This window comes from Methylosinus sporium (genome assembly GCF_003113265.1).
GTDB lineage: Bacteria > Pseudomonadota > Alphaproteobacteria > Rhizobiales > Beijerinckiaceae > Methylosinus > Methylosinus sporium.
The window spans coordinates 1-24,500 of sequence record NZ_PUIV01000041.1; the positions used below are offsets into that span (position 1 = coordinate 1).

The following is a 24,500-nucleotide window of genomic DNA, read 5'->3' on the forward strand; positions in this document are numbered from 1 at the left end:
CAATGGCGCCGCGGGTGGCATGGGCGGCGCGGGCGGCGGCGCCTTCCAGCTGGTCGCGCAAGGTCAGATTCGCGTCGGCAATAGTGACGCCTTCACGGCGCTCGGCGGCGCGGGCGCGACCGGCGGCGGCGGACAGAGTCCCGATCCGAATTACGGGCCGACTTCGAGCGGCGGCGGCGGCGGCGACGATTCGGACGCCCATCACGGCGGCAATGGCGGCGGCGGCGGCTCGGGCGGAGCGGGCGGCGACGGCGGCGATGGCGCGGGCGGCGCCGGCGGCGCGATCAAGCTCTATGCGACCGATCTCGCCAATGGCGGCGCGACGCTGAAGACCTCGGTCACGACATCGGGCGGCGCCGGCGGCGGAACCGCGCCAAAGGGCGGCGAGGGGCGCTTTATTCTCGGCAGCAACACTTCGCTCACTTTCTCGAGCGGCGGCGCCGTCTCGGGCAATGGCGGACAGACGGCTTTCGCCCCGACCGATCCGAGCGTCGAACATTTCAGCGGCCCGCGAGCCGCCAATTCCTATATCGCAGGCGCTCCCCTCACCCCGACCATCGTCGGCCTCGCCGGCGGCGCGGACATTTATGGCGTCGTCTCCGGGCTCGACGCCGCCTCGATCGACTTCAACACCACGACGCCGCAGTTCGATCACGCGCCTTCGGACGCGCTGCTCGCGGTCATGCTGCTCGACAAGGGCGTCGGCGCGCTGAATCAGGATTACACTGGCTTCGACGTTTTGCTCGTCGCCAATGTGTCGACGATCAACATCGCCAATCCGACGCTCAGCGTCGACGGCGCCGCGGCGCAAGCGTTGAAGACGCATGGCGTCGGCGCCGATCAGGCGTTGACGAGCCTCGCTCCGGGGCAAGTGTGGGTGACGCTCGTGCCCGAGGGCAGCGCGCATAATCACACATTCACTGCGTCGATCGGCGTGAACGCCTCCGGCGCGACGGCCATCACCGGCAACACTCTGTCGCTCGCCGGCAATGTTCAGTATCTCGCGATCGCGCGTCCCTCGGCGCCGACTGTCGCGCAGCTCACCGGCTTCGACGCGATAGCGGCCGATCCTGCCGCGAGCCATGTCTTCGGCGTGTCGACTGCGACCAATACGCTCGTCGTCGTGAATGCCGACGACGGGTCGCAGCGCCAATTGTTCAAGGACGGCCAGAACAACGTCACTGGGCTCACGAGCGTCTCCAATGTGCTCGTCACCGGAACCGACGGCGTCGTCGTCACCGAGAGCGCGACGACCGGCAGGCTCGCGACCTTCAAGCTCGCCTCGGCGACCGGCGATCTCTCCTTCGCGCAATCGCGTAGCGATGGCGGCGCCTATTATGACTCGATGCGCTATGACGCCGCCAGCCATGTGCTGACGACGATGGGCTCGGCCGGCCAACGCAGCTATTCGCTGAACACTGCGACCGGCGCGCTGACTCTGCTCTCGACGCAGGCGATCACGAGCGCCGCCGCGACGGAGACGATCGCGCAGAATGGCTTCGTCTATTCGGTGAACGCTTCGACCGGCAGCCTCACTGCGGCGAATGCGACGACCGGCGCCTCTCAGACTCTCGCAGGCGCGACCAATGGACTCGTCGGCGCTTCCGATGTGGCGGTGAGCCCGGACGGCGGCTTCGTCTATGTGACGAGCCAGAGCGGCAATACGCTCTCCGTCTTTGAGGTCACGAGCTCCACGACGCAGCCGCTCGTCTTCGTCGAGACTTTGCGCAATGGCGCCAATGGCGTGCGCGGACTCGACGCGCCGACCGACGTCGCCGTCACCGCCGATGGCCAATATGTGCTGGTGACGGCGCGCGGAGCCAATGACATCTCCGTGTTCCAGCGCGATCAGCAGACGGGCGCGCTCGGCTTCGTCCAAGTCGTGCGCGACGCGGTCGGCGGCGTGCGCGGTCTGCTGACCCCCACCTCTCTGATCCTCGGACCGCAGAACGGCTCCACGCTCACCGCCTATGTCGGCAGCCTCGGCTCCACGACGCAGCAGGGCGGCCTCGCGACTTTCAATGTCGATCTCTCGCCCAAGGCGCCGCCGATCGCATTCACGACGGAGCACACGGATATAGAGTCGATCGGCGTCACCACGGGCGTCGGCGACGACACTGTGTCGCTCGTCTCGGCGCCGCCGGCGATCGTCGGCGCGACCAAGGTGAGCACGGGCGAAGGCTCCGACCATGTCGTCATCGCCGATTATCGCGGCGCGACCAGCGTCGATCTCGGCGCCGGCGCGGACAGTCTCGATCTGCGCGTCGTCAACGCCAAGACGGCGGCCGACACGCTCGCCATTCATGGCGGCGCGGACGCCGACGCGATCGATGTGCAGAACACGGGCGCAGGCGCGACGACGACGATCAACGGCGACGCCGGCTCCGATGTGATCACGATCGAGAAGGTGGCCGCCGCGGCGCATACGACAGTCTCCGGCGACGCCGACCCGGACATTGTGCGCGTCTCGCTTCCCAACCTGCCCTCCGACGCGGTGACGACGCTGCATGGCGACGCGCCCGGCGCGCTGCCCGGCGACACGCTGATCGTCGATCCGCAGGATCCGAACGCCTCCATACTCGTCGGCGGAGTCGCCGGCCTGCCGATCCCGCAGACCAATGGCTCGATCAGCCTCGCCGGCAAGGGCGCGGTCGCCTATGACACTTTCGAGGGGCTGACGGTTCTGTCATCGCCGATCGTGTCCTTCTCCGCGCCGAGCTATTCGACCTCGGAAGGTTCGAGCGTGACGCTGACCGCCAATGTGCAGGCGCTGGGCTCCACCAATTCGCTGTCCGGTCCGGTCGCTTTCGACATAGACGGCGACGGCCAGTTCGGCGAAGTGATCGGAACGGCGCTCGGCGGCGGCGTCTATCGCGTGACGCTTCCCTGGGATCGCCTCGTCGATCTCGGCCTCGCCGATAATGGCCTCTATACGATCGCGGTGCGCGCGACCAATTCCGACGGTCTCTCCACCACGGCCGTGTCGAAAATCCAGATCGCCGACACGCCGCCGGCGGTCGCCGTTTCCGGAGCGCATTCGGCGACGGTCGGAACGCCCTTCACCATCGGCTTCACGGCGACCGATGCTTCGCCGATCGATCGCGTGCTCGAATGGCGCGTCGATTGGGGCGACGGCTCCGCTGTCGAGACTTTCGGCGCCGACGCCACACAGGCGAGCCATGTCTATGCCGCGCCCGGCAATGTCGCGATCCACGCTACTGCTGTGGACAAGGACACGACTCCGACCGGAACGACCTCCGCCGCCTATGCGGTGACGGTCGGTCTCACGGCGAATAATATCGATACGGGCGGCCCCTATCGCATCGCGGAGGGCCAGTCGCTCACGCTGACCGCGCAAGCGACCGGCGCGCCGCTCTCCTATGGTTGGGACATCAATAATGATGGGACGATCGACAAGAGCGGCGCGACGGCGAGCTTCTCCTGGAGCGAGCTGACGGCGCTCGGCGTCAATGACAGCGGCGTCTATTCCACGCCGCATGTGATCGTCGGCTATGCGACGATCGGCTCGGCGACTCCGACGACGATCTCCAAGGCGGTCGGCGTGACGGTGGACAATGCGCCGCCGAGCTTCGTCTCCTTCGTCAATAGCGGCCCGGTGAGCGAAGGCGCGGCCTCCGCGACAGTGACATTCTCCGGCGTGACCGATCCGTCGCCGGTGGACGCTGCGTCGCTGACCTATCGCTACGACTTCGACAATAATGGAACCTTCGATCTCGCGCAGAGCGCGGGGCCGGCGACGGTTCCCGGCCAATATTTGCGGCAGAGCGGCGCGCTGCTCGTTCACGGCCAGATCGTCGACAAGGATGGCGGCGTCGCCGACGCCTATACGACGATCACCATCAATGAGGTCCCGCCGACGCTGACCGTCGCTGGCGCCGCCACGGGGGATGAGGGCGCGGTCTACAGCCTGTCGCTGTCTGCGACCGATCCGGGCGCCGATAAGATCAAATGGTGGGATGTGAATTGGGGCGATGGCGCGCAGGATCACATTCTGATCGATGCGGCCGCCGCCAATGGCAATGTCGTCGCGACGCATTCCTATGCGGATAATGGCGCCTATGCGATCAAGACCGGCGCGACCGACAATGACGGCGCCTATGTCGCCGCCGACAGAAACGTCACCGTGCTCAATGTGGCGCCGACGCTGCAAAATGTCGCCGTCGCGCCGGCCGCGGGAGCGGGACCGGCCGAGATCGCCGAGAATGAATTCGCGCGCCTCAGCGGCCGCATCGTCGATCCGGGAACGCTCGACAGCTTCCGGCTGAATGTCGCCTGGGGCGATGGGCAGAGCGAGATCGTCGATCTCGCCGCCGGGGCGCTCAATTTCGACGTCGCTCATCGCTATGTTCAGGACGGCGTCTATACGATCACGACCAATATCGTCGACAAGGATCAGGGCGCCAGCGCCCCGACGGTCGTGAGCCTGAAGGTCGATAATGTCGCGCCTGTCGTAAGCGTTCTGACTGTGGTTCCGAGCGCGTCGCAAGAGGGCTCCTCCGTCACCGTCTCTGGCGTCTACACGGATGCGGGGCCGCTCGATCTCCATACGATCGCGATCGATTGGGGCGATGGCTCGAGCTCCGCGAGCGCGGGCGCCGGCGCGACGATTATCGTCGATGCGGTCAATCGCGCCTTCACCGCGACCCATGTCTATCTCGACAATCCGGCCGCGGGCGCGAACTACACGATCTCCGCGATCGTGACCGACGACGCCGGGGCGCCGAGCAATGTCTCGACCGCCGCTGTCGTCGTGATGAATGCGGCGCCGATCATCGCCGATCTCACGCTGAACGGCGTCGCCGCGCAAAAGCAGACGATCGGCGGCGCGCTCGCTTCCAGCCTCACTATCGACGAGAATGGGACCGTGACCTTGCTGGGCCGCTTCGCCGACGCCGGCGTCCTCGACACGCATTCGGGCGCTGTGGTCTGGGGCGACGGCGGCGCCTCTGCGCTGACGATCGACGAGGCGAGCCACACATTCACGGCGACGCATCGCTATCTCGACGACAATCCGACGGGAACCGCGGCCGACGATTATCGCATCGATCTGACGCTCTCCGACAAGGATGGCGCCTCGGCGACGATCAGCGCGGCGGTCACTGTGGCGAATGTCGCGCCGGTCTTCACCATTTTCACCAATAATGCGGCGGAGGTCGGCAATGTGCTGCCGGGTGAGCCGGTCGTGCTCACCGGCGCCTTCACTGATCCGGGCACGCTGGACAGCTACACGCTCATCGTCGATTGGGGCGACGGGACGGCCGCCGAGACTCTCGCCTATGCCGCCGGAACGCGCGACTTCCAGCTGACGCATAATTATCGCGATCCGGGCTTCTGGACGATCTCGGCGCATCTTGCCGATGATGATCTCGGCGTCGCGACCGCGACCACCGAGGCGCGGCTCACCGGCGTCGCTCTGCTCGATGGCGTGCTGCGCATCGCCGGAACGCCACAGGATGACACGGTGATCGTGCGCAAGCCGCTCGAGCCGGTCGCCTATTGGAACTTCAACGAGACCAGCGGAACCGCCGTCGCCGACAGCGCCGGAACGCCGCAGAATGGAACGCTCTATACGGATCGCGCGCCGGACCGCGCCGATCCGGGGCCGTCCGCCGCATTCGCGCCCTTCGGCGCGGCCAATTCGATCGAGTTCCACGACGACAAGAAGGAATATGTCGCCGTCGCCGACGATGCGGTCTTCAATCTCGCGAGCGGCGCGGTGCAGCTCTGGTTCGACGCCAATGATCAGGATCATGGCTGGGGCGACACGCAGGTCCTGTTCTCGAAGAGCAAGAGCGGCCTCGGCGCCGGCCAGCTGACGATCGGCGTCGATCATGGGACGCTGTTCGCCGAGCTCGAGGGCGCCGATGCGACCGGGCGGCTGAGTGTCTACCGCGTCGAGGGCTGCGACGACGTCGCCTGCGGCGATTGGCATAATGTCGCCTTCACCTTCGGCGAAGCCGGCATGAAGCTCTATCTCGATGGCGCGCTCGTCGGCGAGAACGCCTATACGGGCGGATTGCAGGGCAATCACGAGGCGATCGTCATCGGCGCGTCCAACGCCGATAATCGCAACACCTCCGGCAATCTCTCCAAGCTGACGATCAGCGATCCCTTCTCCGGGCACATAGACGAGGTCTCCGTCTATGGCCGCCAGCTGAGCGATCAGCAGGTGATGGATGCGATGCAGAAGGGCGCCCGCGGCGCCAATGATCCCAATGGCGCGACGATCGAGGTCTATGCGAGCTTCCTGCCGATCATCGGGCAGAATGTGATTAAGACCTTCGCTGCGGCCGATGTGAAATCCATCCTCATCGCCACGGGCGGCGGAAACGACATTGTGACTGTCGATGCGAGCGTCGATGCGCCGCTGACCGTGAAGGCCGGCGACGGAAACGACACGGTTCGGGCGGGCTCGGGTCCGTCGGCGCTGCTCGGCGGCCTCGGCGACGACACGCTGATCGGTGGACGCGCCAACGACGTCATTCTGGGTGGCGACGGCGCCGATTATATCGTCGGCGGCGGCGGCGACGATCTCATCGACGGCGGCGATGGCATAGACACGGTCTCCATGCCGATCGTGCAGCCGACCGCTTATTGGTCCTTCGACAAGGTTACGAATGGCGTCGTCGCCGACGCGGTCGGAACGCCGCAGAACGGGACCTTCTACGGCGCGTCCCTGCACGGATCGGACGACGCCGGCGCCGGCGCGAGCTTCCATGGCGATGCACGGCAATATGTGGCGGTCGCCGACGACGCCGCGCTGCATTCGGCGAATGGGACGATCGCCTTCCAGTTCGAAGCCGACCGCGCGCACGGCGATCAGGTGCTGTTCGCCAAGAACGGCTATGGCAATAATGAGGGCGATCTCACCATCGGCGTCGCCGACGGCCGCGTCTATGCGCGGCTCGAGACGGGGACGACGTCCTATACGGTGACGAGCTGCGACGATATTGGCTGCGGCTGGCGTCAGCTCGCCTTCACCTTCGGCGCCGACGGCATGAAGCTCTATATCGACGGCGCGCTGGTCGACGCCAATTCCTACAGCGGCGGCCTCGCCAATAATCGCCAGGCGATCGTGATCGGCGCCTCGGACGAAACGAACAAGAACCAGACCGGCGATCTCTCCAAGCTGACGATCTCCAAGGCGTTCCGCGGCTCCATCGACGAGGTCGCGGTGTTCGGCCAGGCGCTGAACGGCGATCAGATCCGTCGTCTCGTCGTCTCGGGTCCGCGGCTGGCGAGCGCCGGCCCCGGCCTCAGCGGCGCGCTTTCGGATTATCAGCTGTCCTTCGTCGGCGGAGCGCTGCAGTTGGCCGACACGCGGCCGGCGCTGCCGCAAGGCGTCGCCTATTGGTCGCTCGATGAGGCGCGCGGCTCTACCACGCTGGCGGATAGCGCCGGCGCGCCGCAGAACGCCACTTTCGTGACGAAGCTCGCTTCGGACCTCGGCAACGCCGGGCCTTCCGCGAACGTGGCGCCCTTCGGCGCGGGAACATCGGCGGCCTTCCACAAGGACCCGCGCGGCTATATCGCCGTCGCCAATTCCGACGATTTCGCGCTCGACAATGGCGCGATCCAGCTCTGGTTCGACGCGACCAGCACATCGGGAACGCAGACCTTGTTCTCGAAGGATGGCGCGCGCGCCGAGGACGGCCTCACCATCAGCCTCGTCGGGCAGCGTCTCGAGGCGAGGCTGGACGGCCATGTCGTCGACACGCTCAATATCGTCTCCGCCGGCTCGTGGAACCAGCTCGCCTTCACTTTCGGCCAAAGCGGGATGAAGCTCTATCTCAATGGCGTGCTCGTCGGCGAGGATTCCTACACCGGCGGCCTCGCCGGCAATCATGAGGCCATTGTGATCGGTGGCTCCAATGCGAGCAATTCCGACGCCTCCGGCGATCTCGCCAAGCAGCGCGTGACCAACGCCTTCGGCGGGCTCATCGACGAGGTGGCGATCTTCGGCGGCTCCGTCGATCAAGCCTTCGTGCGTCGGCTGATGAAGGAGGGCGCGCAAAAGCTGATCGCAGAAGGCGCGGCCGGGCCGACAATCGATGGCACGGATCAGCTCGAAGGCGTCGAGCGGCTCGTCTTCGGCGATGGAACGTCGGCCTATGTGCTCGGCGGCGCCAACCCCGCGACGCTGAGCGCCGCGGATGTGCAGGCGCTGGCCGGCAATGGCAATCTGGTCGTGCTCGGCGACGGCGGCCAGCCGCTGCATCTTTCCGGCGCATGGGGCGACATCGGCCAACGTGCGATCGGCAATGTCCTCTACGACGTCTATCATAACAGTGGCGCGCAGCTGCTGGTGCAGTCCGGGGTGCAGGTGACGGCCGATCAGCAATTGCTGACGCCGATCGCCTATTGGACCTTCGACGACGCCGGCTCCATTGTCGCGGACAGCGTCGGCGCTGCGCAGAACGGCGTGTTCTACGCCAATGGCCAGCCCGATCGCGACGACGCCGGCTCATCGACGGCGATCGCGCCCTTCGGCGCGGGAACGTCGGCGGACTTCCACGATTCGAGCCGCGAATATGTGGCCGTCGCCAATGATCCGGCCTTCGCCGTCGCCAATGGCGCGATCACGCTCTGGTTCGACGCCCGCTCGACCTTCGGACAGCAGACCTTGTTCGCCAAGGACGGCGCCGGCCTCGGCGGCGGCCTGACGATCGGCCTCGACGGCAATCATCTCGTCGTGCAGATGGAAGGGCCGAGCGGAGTCTATACGATCCGCTCGACGGCGACGGTGGCCGCCGGGTCGTGGCGCAATCTCGCCTTCACCTTCGGCGTCGGCGGTATGAAGCTCTATCTCGATGGCGTGCTCGTCGGCTCGAACGCCTATGCCGGCGGTCTGACCGCGAACCAATCCGCGATTGTGATCGGCGGTTCAGACGAAACCAATGTCGGGGCGGCGAGCGATCTCTCCAAGCTGAAGATCACCAAGTCCTTCGACGGCCATATCGACGAGGTCGCCTTCTTCGGGCAGACGCTCACCGCCAATCAAATCCAGCAGGCCGCCGTCGCCGGTGCCCTAGGAGTGGCGAGCACGGATGTTCCGGTCCATATCGTTCCGCAGCCGCCGGCTCAGCCGGTCCCGCATTGCTCGGACCTCGACGATTGGCTTTGGTTCGAATCCGCGCATGAGCGGAACCACGCCGAGCACGGCGGCCATGCGCGGCATGTGGGCCGGTGGGGCTTCGGCTGGTAGTCGAGCTGGGAGCGCCGCGGCTGTTATCAATTCGTCACAGAATGATGCGAATCGTGGCCTGTGCTTTAAGATGATGAAGTGAACAGAAATTTTTGTTCCACAACGGGGTCGCGGATATGGATCAGGTCGAGTCGAACGCGCAGCCTGCCGCCGATATTGTCGATGGCGTCCGTCAGTCCGCTGTGCTCTGGGACGATCGCAATATGGTCACGCATTTCGCCAATGTCGTGAATATTCAGAGCACGCTCGAGCAGGTGGATCTATTCTTCGGCACCAACAAAACCTGGAACATCGGCAATGAGCGCCAGGTGCATGTCGAATTGACCGATCGCGTCATACTGAGCCCGCACGCCGCCAAGCGGTTGAGCGTGGCTCTGGCCGGCGTGCTCAAGGAATATGAATCCCGTCACGGCGCGTTGAAGATCGACGGGCGCTGATCGCGTCGCACATCCGGCGCGGCGGTGACGCCTTGACAATGCGCGCGAGCACGGAGGGGGCGAGCGCTCTGCGGCCCCCTGAAAGGACCAAGATTCTCGACGAGGACCGCGTCGCAGTCCTCGAGCAGGCGCTGTGGAAGCGCCTGGATGACGCCGCCGATCTCCGCGCTCTGCTCGCCGCATGGTTGGCGCTGCAATGCGGAATTATTTCCTTCGCGAGCTGCGGCGCGATCGCACTGCGGGAAAATAGCGGCGAGCCGAGCGCCGCCTCATGGCCGGAGGGCGTCGACGCGCTCGCGCGTCTCCATTCCACGCTCGATTTCGCCGTCGAGCAGCGCCGCGGCGTGGCGCAAAAACCTTCCGCCGAGCCCGGTGTTCCATCGCCGCCCGCGCAAATCGCCTATCCGATCATCGTCGACGAGAAGGTTCTCGGCGCCGCGGCTATCGAGATCCATGGCGACGGAGGGGCGCAATTGCGGCTCGCCGCGCGCCAATTGCAATGGGGCGTGGCGTGGATTCGCGAACGTCTGCGCAAGGACGCGGCCGCGGATGCGACGCATAGGCTGCGGCGCGCAGCCGGCGTTCTCGACATGCTCGCCGTCGCGCTCGAGGGGGAGGGCTTTGCGTCCGCCGCTCGCGCCTGCGTCACAGAGCTCGCATCGCTGCAATCCTGCGAGCGTGTCAGCGTCGGCTTCGCGCAGGATCAGGGCGCGCGCGTCGCCGCCATTTCCCACAGCGCGCATTTCGGCAAGGACCTCAATCTCGTTCGCCTGCTCAACGGCGTGATGAACGAGGCCGTCGATCAGCGCGCCGTCATCGCCTATCCGCCGCATCCCGACGGTTCGCATGTGGTGCGCGCGCATGGCGAATTGGCGGAAGCGCACGGCTGCGGCGCCATTCTGACGACGCCGATGTTCGCCAAGGACGAATTCATCGGGGCCATGACATTCGAGCGCGGCAAGGACAGGCCGTTCGAGGCCGACGAGATCGAATTCCTCGAATGCCTCGCCACGACTCTCGGACCGGTCCTCGACATTCGGCGCCGCGAGGATCGCTGGCTGATCGCCAAAGCGTGGGAGCGGCTCCGCGACCATGCGCGAGCGCTTTTCGGGTCCGGACACGCCGGCCGCAAGCTCGTCGCTTTCGCGCTGGTGGCGACGACGCTGGCGCTCTATGTCGTGACCGATGTCTATCGCGTAACCGCCAACGCCGTGATCGAAGGCAAGGTGCAGCGCGTGATCGTGGCGCCGTTCAACGGCTTCATCAGGGATGCGCATGTGCGCGCCGGCGACGCGGTGCGCAGCGGCGACACGCTGGCGACGCTCGACGATCGCGAATTCGCGCTCGAGCGGTTGCGCTGGGCCACCGAGCGACAGAAGAAGCAATATGAGTTCGAGCGCGCCGGCGGCGCGCGCAATCGCGCCGACACGCGCATTCTCGCCGCGGAGATGCAGGAATCGGAGGCGCAGATAAGGCTCGCCGATGAGCAGCTCGCGCGAACCAGGCTGCAGGCGCCTTTCGACGGGCTCGTCGTGTCCGGTGATCTCAGCCAATCCATCGGGGCAGCGGTTCAGCGCGGACAGGCGCTGTTCGAAATCGCCCCGCTCGACGATTGGCGCGTGGTGCTGGATGTCGATGAAACGCAGGTCGATGAGATGGCCGTCGGCTTGGCCGGCGAGCTGCTGATCGCGGCGCTTCCCAACGAGACATTTCCGCTCGTCGTCGAGAAGATCACGCCCGTGGCGAAAGCCGATGAAGGGGTCAACACATTCCGTGTCGAGGCCGCATTGCGCGGCAATTCGCCCAAGCTGCGCCCCGGAATGAAGGGCGTCGGCAAGGTGGAGGTCGGCCGGCGGCGCATCGCCTGGATATGGACCCGATCGTTGATCGAATGGTTCACGATCTGGTCGTGGCGCTGGCTGAGCTAGGAGCGGACATGGCCTCGCCGCTGCGCAGCGCCTCCTGGTATCGCGTCGCCGATCTCAAGCCGAGATTGCGCGCCCACGCCAGGATTCATCGGCAGCGCCATAGAGGCCAGCTCTGGTATGTGCTGCAGGACCGGCAGAACGGCCAGTTTCATCGTCTGTCGCCGCTCGCGCACAATATCGTTTGTCTCATGGACGGCCGCCGCACGGTCGAAGAGATCTGGCGGATGATGGGCGAGCGCTATGGCGACGACCAGCCGACGCAGGACGAGACGATCCGCCTTCTCGCGCAGGTTCACGCGGCCGATCTGCTGATCGGCGACGTTCCGCCGGACATGGGCGAATTGGCGCATCGGGCGGAAATGCGCAATCGTTGCAATTTCGTCCAGAATGTCCGCAATCCGCTCGCGATCCGCATTCCACTCTTCGATCCAGACCGTTTCCTCGCCGCTATGGCGCCTCTGGCGAGATTTGTGTTCGGCTGGTGGGGCTTCGCCTTCTGGCTCGTCACGATCGCCGTCGGGCTCGCGCTCGCGGGGCTGCATTGGAGCGCGCTGACGCATAATGTCGCCGATCGCGTTCTGTCCTCCGAAAATGTCGTCCTATTGCTGCTCGTTTATCCTCTCGTCAAAGCGCTTCATGAGATCGGCCATGGCATGGCGACCGCGCGCTGGGGCGGCGAGGTGCATGAGATGGGCGTCATGCTGCTCGTGCTGATGCCTGTGCCCTATGTCGACGCTTCCGCCTCCGCCGCGTTTCAGGAGAAGCGGCGCCGCATCATCGTCGGCGCGGCGGGAATAATGGTCGAAATGTTCCTCGCCGCCGTGGCGATGATCATCTGGGCTCTCGTCGAAAAAGGCTATGTGCGCGCTACGGCCTTCGACGTGATGCTGATCGGCAGCGCGTCGACATTGCTGGTCAATGGCAATCCGCTCCTGCGTTTCGACGGCTATTATGTGCTCGCCGATCTGATCGAGATTCCCAATCTCGGCGCCCGCGCCAACGCCTATGTGCTGTATCTGCTGCAGCGCTACGCCTTCGGCGCCGAGCATCTGGCGTCGCCGGCGACCGCGCCGGGGGAGGCGCCCTGGCTCGTCGCTTATGCGACGGCGTCCTTCTTCTATCGCATGTCGGTGACCTTCGGCGTCGCCTTGTTCGTCGGTTCCCGACTCTTCATCATCGGAATTCTGCTCGCGCTCTGGGGGCTGGTCGCAGGTCTCGCGCTGCCGATCGGAAAAGGCGTCTATCGCTTGCTTTCCGATCCGCAGCTGCAGCGGGTGCGGGGCAGGGCGATTCTGGTCACCGGCCTGTCGATCACGCTGCTTTTCGTTCTGGCTATGATCGTTCCCGCGCCCTATGCGACCTTGGCGCAGGGCGTCGTCGCCATTCCCGAGAAGTCGACGCTGCGCGCGCGCGCCGATGGCGAGGTGGTCGACGCGCTTTCGGCGGAGGACAGCCATATCGAGGCTGGGACGCGCGTCGCGACCTCGAGGGACCCGGCGCTGCTCGGTGAGACGGCGGTGTTGGAGGCGCAGACCGAGGCTTATCGCCTGCGGCTCGAGGCGGTCGCCAATTCCGATCTGGTGCAGGCCAATATATTTCGCGAGGAGCTGCGGCGGCTCGAAGGCGCTCTGGCGCTCAACCGCCAGCGCATGGCCGATCTCGCGATCGTCGCCGAGCGCTCCGGCCGCCTCGTTCTGCCGCGCGCGGCGGACCTTCCCGGAAAATTCGTCAAAAAAGGCGATCTTCTCGGCTATGTCGTCGCGAGCGGCGACCCCATCGTGCGCGTCGTGGTTCCGCAGTCAGATATAGATCTCGTCCGCAACCGGACGAACAAGGTCGAGATCAGATTCGCCGGACGCATCGACCGCGTGGTCGGCGCCATCGTTCAGCGCGAAGCGCCGGCGGCTATGGACGAATTGCCGAGTCTCGCGCTCAGCAGGCGCGGGGGCGGCGATATCGCGCTCGATCCGACGCGGACCGACGCGCCGCGCGCGCTCGAATCGCAGTTCCATATCGATCTGCGCGTCGCGCCGCAGGACGAGCAAATGAATATCGGCGAACGCGTCTATGTGCGTTTCGATCATGGCGCGGAGCCGATCGCCCGGCGCCTCTGGCGCGCGTCGCGGCAATTGCTGTTGAGGCAATTCGGTGTCTGACGTCTCGTCGCCGGCGAGCCGCCCATTGCCGCGGCCGTGTCTCTATCCCGAGCGCCGCTGGCCGCGCTCCGGGCCGCTGGAGCAGGCGGCCGAAGCGATGGCGGCGCGATTGGCGCCGCAGATCGGGCGGCTCGAGGGGCGCGCGGCCGCCTCTGTCGTCGAGCGCGTCGCGGCGCATGAGGCGGCGGCGCTCCGCGCTGCGTCCGACGCCGAGCTCCGGGCGCTGGCGCGGGGGCTGCGGGAAAAGCTGCATCATTGTCGCGCGCGCGATCCCGACGCGATCGCGGAAGCTTTCGCAGTGATCCGCGAGGCGTCCGATCGTGTGCTGGGGATGCGGCATTTCGACGTGCAGCTGATCGGCGGCAATATTCTGCTCGGCGGGATGATCGCCGAGATGGACACGGGCGAAGGCAAGACGCTCACGGCGACTCTGGCCGCGGCGACCGCGGCGCTCGCCGGCGTCCCCACCCATGTGGTCACGGCCAATGATTATCTCGCGCGCCGCGACGCCGAGCAGATGCGGCCGCTCTATGAATTTCTCGGGCTGCGCGTCGGCGTGGCGACGCAGGAAATGGAGGCGGCAGAAAAACGCGCGGCCTATGCCTGCGAGATCGCTTATTGCACGAACAAGACTCTCGCTTTCGATTATTTGCGCGATCGGCTGACGCTTGGCCGCCGCAGCGGCAATCTACGGCGCAAGCTCGAAAATCTCGTCGCGCCGACGGGTCGAACGCACGAGCTGCTGCTGCGCGGCCTGCATTTCGCGATCGTGGACGAAGCCGACAGCATTCTCATCGACGAAGCGCGCACGCCGCTCATTCTGTCGCGAGAGCTGAGCCCGGCCTTCGATCGCGAGACATTCGTCCAGGCGCTCGAGATCGCCGGACGGATGCGCGAGGGCCGCGACTATCGGATCGGTCTCGTCGAGCGGCGCGTCGATCTCACCGCAGCCGGGCGAACATTTCTCGGCGAGCTGGCCGAGCCTTTCGGCGGCGCCTGGCGGGCGCCCTCCCAGCGGGAGGAATGGGCGCTTCAGGCGATCGTCGCCTCGCGCCTCTTCCGTCGCGACGAGCATTACATCGTGCGCGGCGGCAAGGTCGAGATCGTCGACGAATATACCGGGCGCGTCATGGCGGATCGATTCTGGAGCGACGGGCTCCATCAGATGATCGAGATCAAGGAGGGCTGCGCTCTCTCCGGCGTGCGCGCGACCATCGCGAGAATGACCTATCAGCGCTTCTTTCGGCGCTATCAGCGCCTCGCGGGCATGACGGGAACGGCGGCGGAGGTCTCGAGCGAGCTGTGGCGAGTCTATCGGCTCACAGTCGCACGCGTGCCGACCAACAGACCGTCGCAGCGCGTTCTGCTGCAGGAGAGGGTCGTCGCGACGGAGGCCGAAAAATGGCGCGTCGTCGTCGAGACGATCGCCGAGCATCATCGCCGCGGCGCGCCCGTGCTGCTCGGCACGAGATCGGTGGCGTCGTCGCGCCGGGCGAGCGCAAGTCTGACCGCGGCGGGCCTGCCGCATGTCGTCCTCAACGCGGCGCAGGATGCCGCCGAGGCGGAGATCGTCGCCGCGGCGGGCCGGCGCGGGCGCATCACGGTCGCGACCAATATGGCTGGCCGCGGCACAGACATAAAGCTCGACGCCGACGTGATCGATTTGGGCGGACTGCATGTCATCATGTCGGAGCGTCATGACGCCCGCAGGATCGATCGCCAGCTCGCGGGGCGCTGCGCTCGACAAGGACAGCGCGGCGCCTTTCAGGCGATCCTGTCGCTCGACGACGGCGTTACGGACACCAACGCTTTACCTTTTGAACGATACTTGAATTACGTAATGATTCGCGCCGGCTGGTCGTGGCCCGCGCGCTTTGCTCTTCGCGCCGCGCAAAGGCGCGCCGAGCGCCTTCATGCTCGTATGCGTCGCGAATTATTGGATAGAGACGAGACTCTCGACCATGCGCTCGCCTTCACAGGTAACGCCGAATAGCCCTCGAATTTCGCGCGCGCGGATCGCCGCGGCGACGCTCGCGATCTGTAGTTTGGCAGCGGCGCAGCCGGCGCGCGCCGAGAACCGACGTTTCGATTGCGTCATCGATCCGGCGATGACGATCAAGCTCGGCAGTCCGACTCCGGGATTGCTCGCGGAGACGCTGGTCGACCGCGGCGATACGATCGTCGCCGGCCAAGTGGTGGCGCGGCTCGAGTCGAGCGTCGAGGTGGCGACGCTGGAATTGAATCGGGCCCGCGCGGCGAGCGCGGCGCGCGTCGAGGCGCAGGCCGCGCGCTTGGCGCTCAGCAGAGCGCGCATGGGGCGCGCGCGCGAGCTGTACGAGCGGAACAGCTTCACGCGCGACAAATTGGACGAACAAAAAGCAGATACGCGCGTCGCCGAAGAAGAGCTCGCGCGCGAGAAGGTCGAGCTGCGCCTCGCCGAGCTTGAGGTGGCGAGATCTCGCGCTCTGCTGGAGCAAAGGACGATACGCAGCCCCGTCGCCGGCGTGATCGGCGAGCGTAAATTGTCGTCGGGCGAATATGTCCATCAGGACAATTTCATCATGAGCGTCGTTCATCTCGATCCGTTGCATGTCGAGGCGTTTCTGCCTGTCGCCATGTATCCGCAGGTGAAAGTCGGCGCGACCGCCATGGTCCTTCCCGATGAGCCGATCGGCGGAAGCCATGTGGCGACCGTAGCGGTCGTCGATCATGTGTTCGATCCCGCGAGCGCGACATTCGGCGTTCGCCTCGTGCTGCCCAATCCAGACAATCGACTGCCGGCGGGTCAGCGCTGCAAGATCAATTTCGACGATGCGTCGCGCGGAAGGGACATCGAATGACGGTGGGCGCATATCTCGTGGCGACGTCATGACGAGCGGTCCCGCCCAAAAGCGTGTCGTCGGAGGCTGCGTGCGGCGCCTTCGCGCATCATTGTTCTGCCTTGCCGCGCTCGGCGCACAAGACGCGGGTGCGGACACATTGAAGAGCGCTTTGGCCTCGGCCTACGCCAATAATCCCGACCTCGAGGAGCAGCGCGTGATCGCGCGCATCCGCGACGAGGACGTGTCCAAAGCGGCGGCTGGACATCGGCCGAGGGCGAATGTCTCCCTCAGCGCAGGACCGCAAAAATCGAGCGTCCGCCAGCCCGGCGGTCGCGATCAGCTGCGCAATCGCCTCTATACCGACGATAATAATTTCGGCTATCCGCGCAGCGGCACATTGAATCTCTCGCTGACCGTCTTCGACGGATGGCGCTCGGACAATTCGATGCGTCAGGCGGAAGCCGGCGTGCTCGCGGCGCGGGCGACGCTGCTCGCGGCGGAACAGGAAGTGCTGCTGCGCGGCGTCACTGTTTATATGGACGTGCTGCGCGACACAGCCGTGCTCGGTCTGCGCAGGCATAATCGGGCCGTTCTCGCGGAGCAGTTGCGCGTTGCGCATGATCGCGCCGAAATGGGCATGGCGACCCCGGCCGATGTCGCGCAGGCGGAGGCGGCGCTCGCACAGGCGGCGTCCGATCATGCCGCGACGCGCGAAGCGCTGCGGGCGAGCGTGGCCGAATATAGCGAAGTGATCGGTCGTGCACCGAACCGGCTCGAGCCCGCGCAGGGCTGCGAGCGTGAATTGCCGGGGAGCGTCGAAGGCGCCGTGCAGCGCGCGGTCCTCGCGCATCCGCAGGTGGTCGCCTCGCTGCATAGTGTGGACATGGCGACAATGGCGGTGAAAGTCGCCGAGGGCGCGCTGATGCCGTCTTTTTCCGTGGGCGGCCAAGTCTATCAGCAATATGATTCTTATCTCGGCTATCCCGGCACCAGGCAGTTTTCGGCGCAGGTGACGGGAACATTGAACGTGCCATTGTACGATGGCGGCGCCGAATATTCGGCCGTCAGGCAGGCCAAACAGCAGCTCGGGCAGGCGCATGCGCATGTCGCGGCTCAGCGCAGCGCAATTCGCGCCAAGCTCGCCATGAGCTTCAGCCGCCTCGCTGCGGCGAAGGCCGCGATGCGCTATGGCGGAACATTGGTGCGCTCCACTGAAACGGCTTTGGCGCAGATCCGCAATGAGGCCGAGCTCGGCCAGCGAACGCTTCTCGACGTGCTGAATGCGCAACAGGCGCTGTTCGACGCGCGCGTCAAAATGGTCTCTGCGCAACATGATCGTGTCGTCGCCGCCTGTTCGGCGCTCGCGGCGATCGGCGGCTTGTCGGCAGATGGCCTCAGTCTCGATGTCGAACGCTACGATCCGGCGAAAAATCTGGAGCGCGTGCGCGATCTTTGGGTCGGCATGGACACGCCGGACGGGAGATAAGGCGGAGGCGCCTTTCGGTCTCACGCAATATCAGCGGCGGCTCATCGACTTCGCTGGCCCATATCGTCGCCGCAGCGCAGATCCGACATGAGCCTTCGCTTGCGGCCCAGCATGTCGTCATCGGTCTTCGTCGCCTCGTCGTGACGCGAAACGCCGAGCGCGGTCGCGTCCGCCTTTTCAAAGAGAGCGATCTCATTCGTCGCGCAAAGAGCGCGAATCTGGTCTTCCTCTAGATAGGTGAGATCGAGAATTTTCGGCCTGTTTCGCAAGAAAGGGTCATTGCGAACGAGGTCGGCGGCGAACAAAAGTCGCGACTTGTCGACGATCACGAAATCCGCGTCGGTACGAGCGATCGCTTCGGCGGCCCTCGCATAGGGTTCGACGAAGCGCTGCGCTTGGATGAGATGGGCGGGAAGCAGAACGAGCGCGCCGATGACGCAGCCGATCGCCAGCGTCGATCCGAGCTCTCGGCTAGCGCGTGCATTCGCGCGCGCGGCGAGGTCGACCCATCCATAGGCCGCGAGCAGCGAAAAATTTCCGAGCAGCCCGTGCAAATAGCGATATCCCCAGCCATGACCCTGATAGGGGAGGACGATGAACATGGCGATGAGCGTGAGGCAGACGCCGGCCGCGAGCTCCCGGGCGATTCCGGAACCTTCGCGTATCTGCGTGTAGGAGAGAATGACCAAGGGCAGGAGAACAGGATTTTGCCAGACGACGAATCGCAGAATGTTCTTCGCCATGAGATCGGCGCCCGACCATTGGAAGCTCGTCAGAAGGACGAGGACGCGCGCGATGAAATAGACGAGTCCGACCTCGTCCGACGTTTCCATGGAGACGCCGCGCCATAAGGCGAGCAATTGCCAATAGCCGATCCAAAAGAGAAGCGCGATCGCATAGGAGCCGATATAGGCCGCGGCGACGCTTCGCCGCTGCGATATCCAAAGACGCAGAATGAATGGCGCGGCGAAGAGCGGATGAAAGATCGTTTGATGAAGTCCGATCGCGAAGGCCCCGACGATGATCGCGGCGGCGTGTCCGGCTTTGTCGTCGCGTAGAAATAGCCAGAGCCAGAGCATGTCGAGAGTAAGATGGGCGGTCATCGCGTAGCTCGTCATCGAGCCGACGATCAGCTGCGAGGAGGTCGCCGTCAGCACGGCGGCGACGAGCGCCGGAGCCGGATCGGACGGCCAGAGGCGGCGCGCGACTGCAAAAACGGCGATGACGGCGAAGGCGGCGAGAAGTGGATTGGTTGCGGCCGGATCGATGAAGCCGACGAGCGCGCGCAACGCCGCATTGCCCGGCAGATAGGCGGAAACGAATCCATCGATCTGGTCGATCGGGACCATGAAAGTCGGCGCGAGCGCCGTCGCGAGGGGGCGATGCTCGGGAGCGATGGGCGCGATCAAATGACCAGAGCGGAAGATCGTCGCGTCGAATTCCGCCAATATTTCATCGCGCGACAGATGATAGTCGTGAAATATCGAATGCGTTCCGACGACTCCGCAAACGAGAACGAGAAGCGCGAGCAGCGAGACGGCCGTGACGCGGCGAGACGGTTTCTCGAGACAGCCGAAGCTCCGAGGAAATGTCGGCCGCGCGATGGCGAGGATCGCGAGGAGAAGGGCGACGCCGATGAGCCATGGCGCATCCTGACTGCGAAAAAAATAGGTCGTCAGCCAAACGAACTTCGGCTGCCTCACTGTGTCGATATAGACAGGCTCGGTCAGGGAGGCGACGCCGACGCCGAAAAGGACGAGCGCCGATGAAATGATCGTCGCGCCCTTCAATGTCCGATGAAATGCCGCGTTCCGGCGTTCTGCGTCGCAAGACGTATCGAGGTCGGACATCGTTTCTCTCTATCGTTGGCGCTTCGGCTATGGTTCTGGATGTGCGACCAGTCGCCTCAAAAGCGTCGCATAGCGCTCCGCCGAAGCGCTCCAAGAATATCGCGAGCGACAGAATTCGGCGCGTGCGAGACGCGATCGCCTCGGGTTCTCATCCGGCTCGAGCAGCCGGGATGTCGCCGCTGCGAGCGCCGCCGCAGTCGCTCGCGGAGCCTCGTCGTCGATGACGACCTTGGTCAGAAGTGGTTCGGCGGCTTCATCTGCGGCGGCGGTGTCTGCGCCGCAGACGATCGGCAGACCACAGGCGAGCGCTTCTTGTATGACGAGCGGAAAGCCTTCACCGACGCTCGGCAGCAGCAATAGGTCGGCGGCGCGATAGAGGGGGGCGAGCGACGCGCCCGCTAAATTTCGATAAACGCGTATGTTGGGCAGTTGCCATTGCGCAGGATCGATGGCGCCCCAGCCGGCGAAGACGAACAAGATGTCGGGACGTTCTCGCGCCAGACGCTCGAGTCGGAGCAGGCCCTTTTTTTCGACGAAGCGTCCGACGAAAAGAGCGATAGGACCGGCGGCGGGCAGGCCGAGATCGGCCCGCGCCGTAGCCCTTTCGGCTTCCGATTCGGGAGGAAAGAAAATGTCGGCGTCGACGCCGTTGAAGACGAGCCGAGGCGGGCGGCGATAGGGGATGGCTTCGAAATAGCGTCGCGTGAGATCGCTGATGAAGACGATCTGATCGGCGCGGCTCAGAAGCGGAACGGCGACGAGTCGATTGGCGATCGCCATGAGCGATCGGAGAATGGGATTGCGATAGGGAACGACGCCGATATGCTGTACGACGAGGAGCGGCTTGCGAAACAAGCGCGCCGCGAAAAATGCGGCGACGCTGGTCAAATAGAGCGCGTCATGGACGATGACGACGTCGGCGTTGCGCACTTGCGCGAAGATCGAGCGAAAGGCGCTCGGAAACAGAAGCGGATAGGGAATTTTGGCGATCCGCTCGACGATGTCGGAGGCGGGCAGCTCGCGCTGCGCGGGGTTGGACGACGGGTCGCCGCCATTGCTTTTTCCGGTCGCGAGCCAGGCGATTTCGAAGCCGAGCGGCGACAAGGCCCTCGCCAGCGCGCCGGCGACGATCTCGACGCCGCCGCGACGCGTTTCGAAGTAGTGCGACAGCATGGCGAGTCGGATGACAGGGCTGCGCATCTTCGCGCGGTCGGTCAGATCGGTCGCCATTTCATGCTCGTTTCGAGGCGATTGGGAAAGACCATCGCCTCGACGCCGCGACGATAGTCGCCGTCGGAGACGATTTCGTACGCATAGCCGGCGTCATGCGCGAGCGTCCGCCAATCTTCGGCGCAGAGATAGGAGGCGCTCACCATTCCGTTGAAGGGAAGATTGCCGATGAGATCGAGCGCGGTGAGCCGCGCGGTGTCGAGCAGGCCAGTAGAAAGATGATCCTTGATGTAGAGAGGGCCTGCGCCGGCGACGCGGCGACATTCGCGCATCAGAGGACGGCGAAGCGGAGCCGGAACATGATGCAGAACATTGAAGAGGATGACGCAATCGAAGGAATTATCGGGAAATGGAAGCGTGCGGCCGTCATAGATGGACGTTTCGACATCGAGCGACGGCAGGAATCGGTTTTCGACGTCGACGGAGGCGATGTGATCGAGGCCGAACAGCGACTTGATCGTATGGGCGAGGAGCCCGGTGCCGCCGCCGACATCGAGGGCGCGACGATGCGATTTGTCCCATACGCGACGCAGATTGGAGAGAGCCACAAATTGATAGATCGGGCTGCGCCAGGAATAGACAGGCGCATGGGGCGACATGCAGCGCATCAGATCATCGAGCGTGAAGCGTTCCATGCAATTATCCTCGGCTCGTGGAACGCAGTCCCTGCAGGGGCGCGCGGACGCGCGACAGCGCCCATCTCGTGCAGTTGTAATTCCAGAGCGTTATCAGAATCGTGGCGAGTGGCGCCGCGATCGCCATGGGGAGATCGGCGAGATCGCCGAGAATATAGAGAGACGCGAACCAGAGCGGACAATTGGCGAGCATGGTGAGAGCGTAGCGCGCAAAGGAGGGCCAGGACGCCGCTGCGTCGAAGGTGATCGAAGAATGGAGGACGTATCCGATGACGAGTATCGGCCCGAATGCGAGAAGCGTCGCCGAGATATAATGAACGCCGACGAAACCAAAGCCGATGACGGAGACGTTGTTGAGAAGCGCGCAGAGCCCGCCGACGAGGATAAAGCGCGGAAATCTCATGGGGAGAGCCGGATCGGCCGACACAGCACGAGGTATACACATGCATTGTCGCGCGTGACCCAGTCCGGTGTGATCGCGTCTTCGAGCAATGCGCGAAAATTGAGGGCTATGGCGAGCGTTCGGCCGATGACGCGGCCGAGGATCGGCAGCTTTGCGAGGGCATGGTAGCCGCAAGTCAGCCTGAGCAGCGTCGTCCAGGCGGGCAGCCCGATCAGAGGCGCGCATTCGATGGACTCGAATCCATGTGCGGCGAGCTCCGTCAGCAGGCCGGGTCGCGTCCAACGGCGATAGTCCTCTGGATGCGGATGGTAGAACCAATTGCCATGTGTCGATAAAATCGGCCGGCCGTCGGCGCGCAGCAGCCTATGCGCTTCGCCGAGATAGGAGCCGACATCGGCGACATGCTCCAGTACTTGAAACGACAGGACGATATCCGCGCTCGCATCGGGCGCGTTGACATGGCCACTGGGATCAATCGCAATGTCGGCATTCGCGAAATCCGCGCCGCGATAGGTCGCGCCGAGCGCGTCGAAGATAGGCTTGTAAGGTTCGGAGCCGCATCCCAAATCGACCGCGACGGCGGGCCGCACGATCCGCGCGGCGACTTTCTCGATGCTGGCGCGCATCGCGCGGAGCAAAAGCCAGTCCGTATCGAAAATGCGGGGACGAAGGTGACGGCGGGCGTCCTCCGTGATCATCGATCGGCCGCCTTCGCCGCTCGATCGAGACGCTCGACGTCCTCGCAGGTCCCGATGGGCGAGCGCACGGAGCGTCGTCGCGTATCGGACCAAGTCTCGGCTTCGGCTCGGTCGATGAAATTCGCTTCATGGCCATTGACGATCGCCAGCAGGAACCCGGCGAGCGCGTTTTGCGCGCCGATCACGATCAACGTCGTGCCGACGACGGCGGGAAGAACGGTGCCGATCGGCTCGAAATTACGGCTCGACCAATAGCCGAAAACAGACAGGAGAATCAGTAGGCCAGAAGCGAAGAAGACGCTTCCTGCGACGAGCATCGTCTCCAGCGAGAACCAATCGGCGACCTTGTCCTCCCACCAGGATGGGGCGCGAAAACCTTGTCGCCGACCATAGAAATGCGTCGCGGCGGCGAGAACTGCGGCGGTGTGTCCGAGGCCGAGCAGAGAGCCTGCGAGAATCATCCAATAATTGCCGAAAGGCGATTTGTTCTCGGTCAGCGCGGCGACGCCGGTCAGCGTCAATATCCCCAAGGAGACTGCGATCGCCAGAGCGGCCGGCGCAGCGAATGCCCAGTCGGGACTGAACATCAGGAGATAACGCAGATGTCGCCATCCGTCGCGCCACGGCCGCAGATGCGAGGGCCGATCGCGCCGATCGCGCGAGAGCGTCACCGGGACCTCGACGATATGCTGCTGTTTGAGCGCCGCCTTGATGATCATCTCGCTCGCGAACTCCATGCCGCGGCCCGTGAGATCGAGCCGTTCGAAACAGGAGCTGGTCAAGGCGCGCAAACCGCAATGGGCGTCGCTGACGCCCGCGCGGAAAAACAGATTCAAGACGAAGGTCAGCGCGGGATTGCCGATGTGGCGATTTTTCCAGGGCATCGCTCCTCGTTCTATCCGCCCTTTGAAGCGCGAGCCGACGCAAAGATCAGCGCCGGCGGCGAGGCGGCGCACCATTTCGACCGATTCCCGAAAATCATAGGAGCCGTCTGCGTCGCCCATCACGAGATAGGCGCCATTGGCGCAACGGAGCCCTGCAATGAGCGCGGCGCCGTATCCGAGCTGCTCGACGTCGACGACCCGCGCGCCGAGAGCGCGCGCGATCAGCTGGCTGCCGTCGCGGCTTCCATTGTCGGCGATCACGATTTCGCCCGACAATCCGAGTTCGCGGCTCATCGTCTCGAGCGCCTGCCGCGCGTTGGCGATGCAGGCGGGCAGGCAGCGGGCCTCGTCGAGACACGGCATTATGATCGATACGTCGATCTTGGTGGACGCGCTCCCTAAAACAGCGACCTGCGTCATGCTCAAAAGTCTCGGATAGCCACGCTCACGATATGTCGAGAGATTGGTTAGCATTTCGTTAAAGCCGCTGGCTTTCGCCGCGTGGGAAGCGCGTCGCGCGCGCTCGCCGGATGGACGTTTTCCGATTCTTCTACCGGCGCCTCGAAGGGCCTTGACGCGAGGCGTCGCTTAAGCTTCTTTTCAATCTTCGATACTAGTGATTTGCTTCATCTGAACCCAAGAATTCGAAGAGCGAGCATGCAGGCTCGCTTCTCGAGACTTGTCAATTCATCTGACGCAGACTGCCGGCGCTGTTCTCGTTTCCTCGGCCATTGGCGCGTTTCCT

General features: G+C 64.8%; 13 protein-coding genes. 7 read left to right on the forward strand and 6 right to left on the reverse strand.

What is annotated here, in order from left to right:
* The first annotated feature begins 19 nt into the window (after positions 1-19).
* From C5689_RS17095 to C5689_RS17125, 7 genes are all read left to right on the forward strand, one after another.
* Positions 20-9,226, forward strand: a complete 9,207-nt coding sequence (locus C5689_RS17095; RefSeq protein ID WP_206605378.1) for a LamG-like jellyroll fold domain-containing protein — start codon at positions 20-22, stop codon at positions 9,224-9,226.
* Positions 9,227-9,342: 116 nt separating this feature from the next.
* Positions 9,343-9,663, forward strand: coding sequence for a DUF3467 domain-containing protein (locus C5689_RS17100; protein WP_174800238.1), 321 nt, complete (start codon positions 9,343-9,345; stop codon positions 9,661-9,663).
* Between the two features lie 38 nt (positions 9,664-9,701).
* A complete protein-coding gene (locus C5689_RS17105) occupies positions 9,702-11,591 on the forward strand; it encodes an efflux RND transporter periplasmic adaptor subunit (RefSeq protein WP_108918452.1) in 1,890 nt (629 codons plus the stop codon).
* An 8-nt stretch (positions 11,592-11,599) separates the two neighbouring features.
* Complete coding sequence (locus C5689_RS17110) at positions 11,600-13,747, forward strand: PqqD family peptide modification chaperone (protein WP_108918464.1); 2,148 nt, start codon at positions 11,600-11,602, stop codon at positions 13,745-13,747.
* A gap of 25 nt (positions 13,748-13,772) precedes the next feature.
* On the forward strand, positions 13,773-15,740 hold the full coding sequence (locus C5689_RS17115; RefSeq protein WP_244594771.1) for a preprotein translocase subunit SecA: 1,968 nt from the start codon (positions 13,773-13,775) through the stop codon (positions 15,738-15,740).
* Between the two features lie 52 nt (positions 15,741-15,792).
* A complete protein-coding gene (locus C5689_RS17120) occupies positions 15,793-16,587 on the forward strand; it encodes an efflux RND transporter periplasmic adaptor subunit (RefSeq protein ID WP_158271831.1) in 795 nt (264 codons plus the stop codon).
* 139 nt (positions 16,588-16,726) lie between these two features.
* The gene (locus C5689_RS17125; RefSeq protein WP_244594772.1) at positions 16,727-18,055 is read left to right on the forward strand and encodes a TolC family outer membrane protein; all 1,329 of its coding nucleotides are present in this window, start codon (positions 16,727-16,729) and stop codon (positions 18,053-18,055) included.
* Positions 18,056-18,096: 41 nt separating this feature from the next.
* Here C5689_RS17125 and C5689_RS17130 read toward each other — a convergent pair whose 3' ends face one another.
* Genes C5689_RS17130 through C5689_RS17155 form a run of 6 tightly spaced genes read right to left on the reverse strand, consistent with a single transcriptional unit; the run spans position 18,097 to position 24,175 of the window.
* Positions 18,097-19,905 (reverse strand): hypothetical protein, encoded by a 1,809-nt coding sequence (locus C5689_RS17130; RefSeq protein ID WP_146188413.1) that lies wholly within the window; start codon positions 19,903-19,905, stop codon positions 18,097-18,099.
* A gap of 27 nt (positions 19,906-19,932) precedes the next feature.
* Positions 19,933-21,135: a glycosyltransferase family 4 protein gene (locus C5689_RS17135; RefSeq protein WP_108918456.1), complete on the reverse strand. Its 1,203-nt coding sequence runs from the start codon at positions 21,133-21,135 to the stop codon at positions 19,933-19,935.
* Positions 21,120-21,770: a class I SAM-dependent methyltransferase gene (locus C5689_RS17140; protein ID WP_108918457.1), complete on the reverse strand. Its 651-nt coding sequence runs from the start codon at positions 21,768-21,770 to the stop codon at positions 21,120-21,122. Before C5689_RS17140 ends, C5689_RS17135 begins: the two co-directional genes overlap by 16 nt.
* Before the next feature lie 4 nt (positions 21,771-21,774).
* On the reverse strand, positions 21,775-22,173 hold the full coding sequence (locus C5689_RS18435) for a GtrA family protein (protein ID WP_158271832.1): 399 nt from the start codon (positions 22,171-22,173) through the stop codon (positions 21,775-21,777).
* Positions 22,170-22,871 (reverse strand): methyltransferase domain-containing protein, encoded by a 702-nt coding sequence (locus C5689_RS17150; RefSeq protein ID WP_108918459.1) that lies wholly within the window; start codon positions 22,869-22,871, stop codon positions 22,170-22,172. The genes C5689_RS18435 and C5689_RS17150 overlap by 4 nt, the downstream gene beginning before the upstream one ends.
* Positions 22,868-24,175 (reverse strand): glycosyltransferase family 2 protein, encoded by a 1,308-nt coding sequence (locus C5689_RS17155; protein ID WP_108918460.1) that lies wholly within the window; start codon positions 24,173-24,175, stop codon positions 22,868-22,870. Before C5689_RS17155 ends, C5689_RS17150 begins: the two co-directional genes overlap by 4 nt.
* Between the last annotated feature and the right edge of the window lie 325 nt (positions 24,176-24,500).

What these genes read in the sequence shown, in the direction of transcription:
- C5689_RS17140 (WP_108918457.1), bottom strand. Translation starts at nt 21,770, where the DNA reads ATGGAACGCTTCACGCTCGATGATCTGATGCGCTGCATGTCGCCCCAT.
- C5689_RS17130 (WP_146188413.1), bottom strand. Translation starts at nt 19,905, where the DNA reads ATGTCCGACCTCGATACGTCTTGCGACGCAGAACGCCGGAACGCGGCA.
- C5689_RS18435 (WP_158271832.1), bottom strand. Translation starts at nt 22,173, where the DNA reads ATGAGATTTCCGCGCTTTATCCTCGTCGGCGGGCTCTGCGCGCTTCTC.
- C5689_RS17100 (WP_174800238.1), top strand. Translation starts at nt 9,343, where the DNA reads ATGGATCAGGTCGAGTCGAACGCGCAGCCTGCCGCCGATATTGTCGAT.
- C5689_RS17110 (WP_108918464.1), top strand. Translation starts at nt 11,600, where the DNA reads ATGGCCTCGCCGCTGCGCAGCGCCTCCTGGTATCGCGTCGCCGATCTC.
- C5689_RS17135 (WP_108918456.1), bottom strand. Translation starts at nt 21,135, where the DNA reads ATGGCGACCGATCTGACCGACCGCGCGAAGATGCGCAGCCCTGTCATC.
- C5689_RS17095 (WP_206605378.1), top strand. Translation starts at nt 20, where the DNA reads ATGGGCGGCGCGGGCGGCGGCGCCTTCCAGCTGGTCGCGCAAGGTCAG.
- C5689_RS17150 (WP_108918459.1), bottom strand. Translation starts at nt 22,871, where the DNA reads ATGATCACGGAGGACGCCCGCCGTCACCTTCGTCCCCGCATTTTCGAT.
- C5689_RS17105 (WP_108918452.1), top strand. Translation starts at nt 9,702, where the DNA reads ATGCGCGCGAGCACGGAGGGGGCGAGCGCTCTGCGGCCCCCTGAAAGG.
- C5689_RS17155 (WP_108918460.1), bottom strand. Translation starts at nt 24,175, where the DNA reads ATGACGCAGGTCGCTGTTTTAGGGAGCGCGTCCACCAAGATCGACGTA.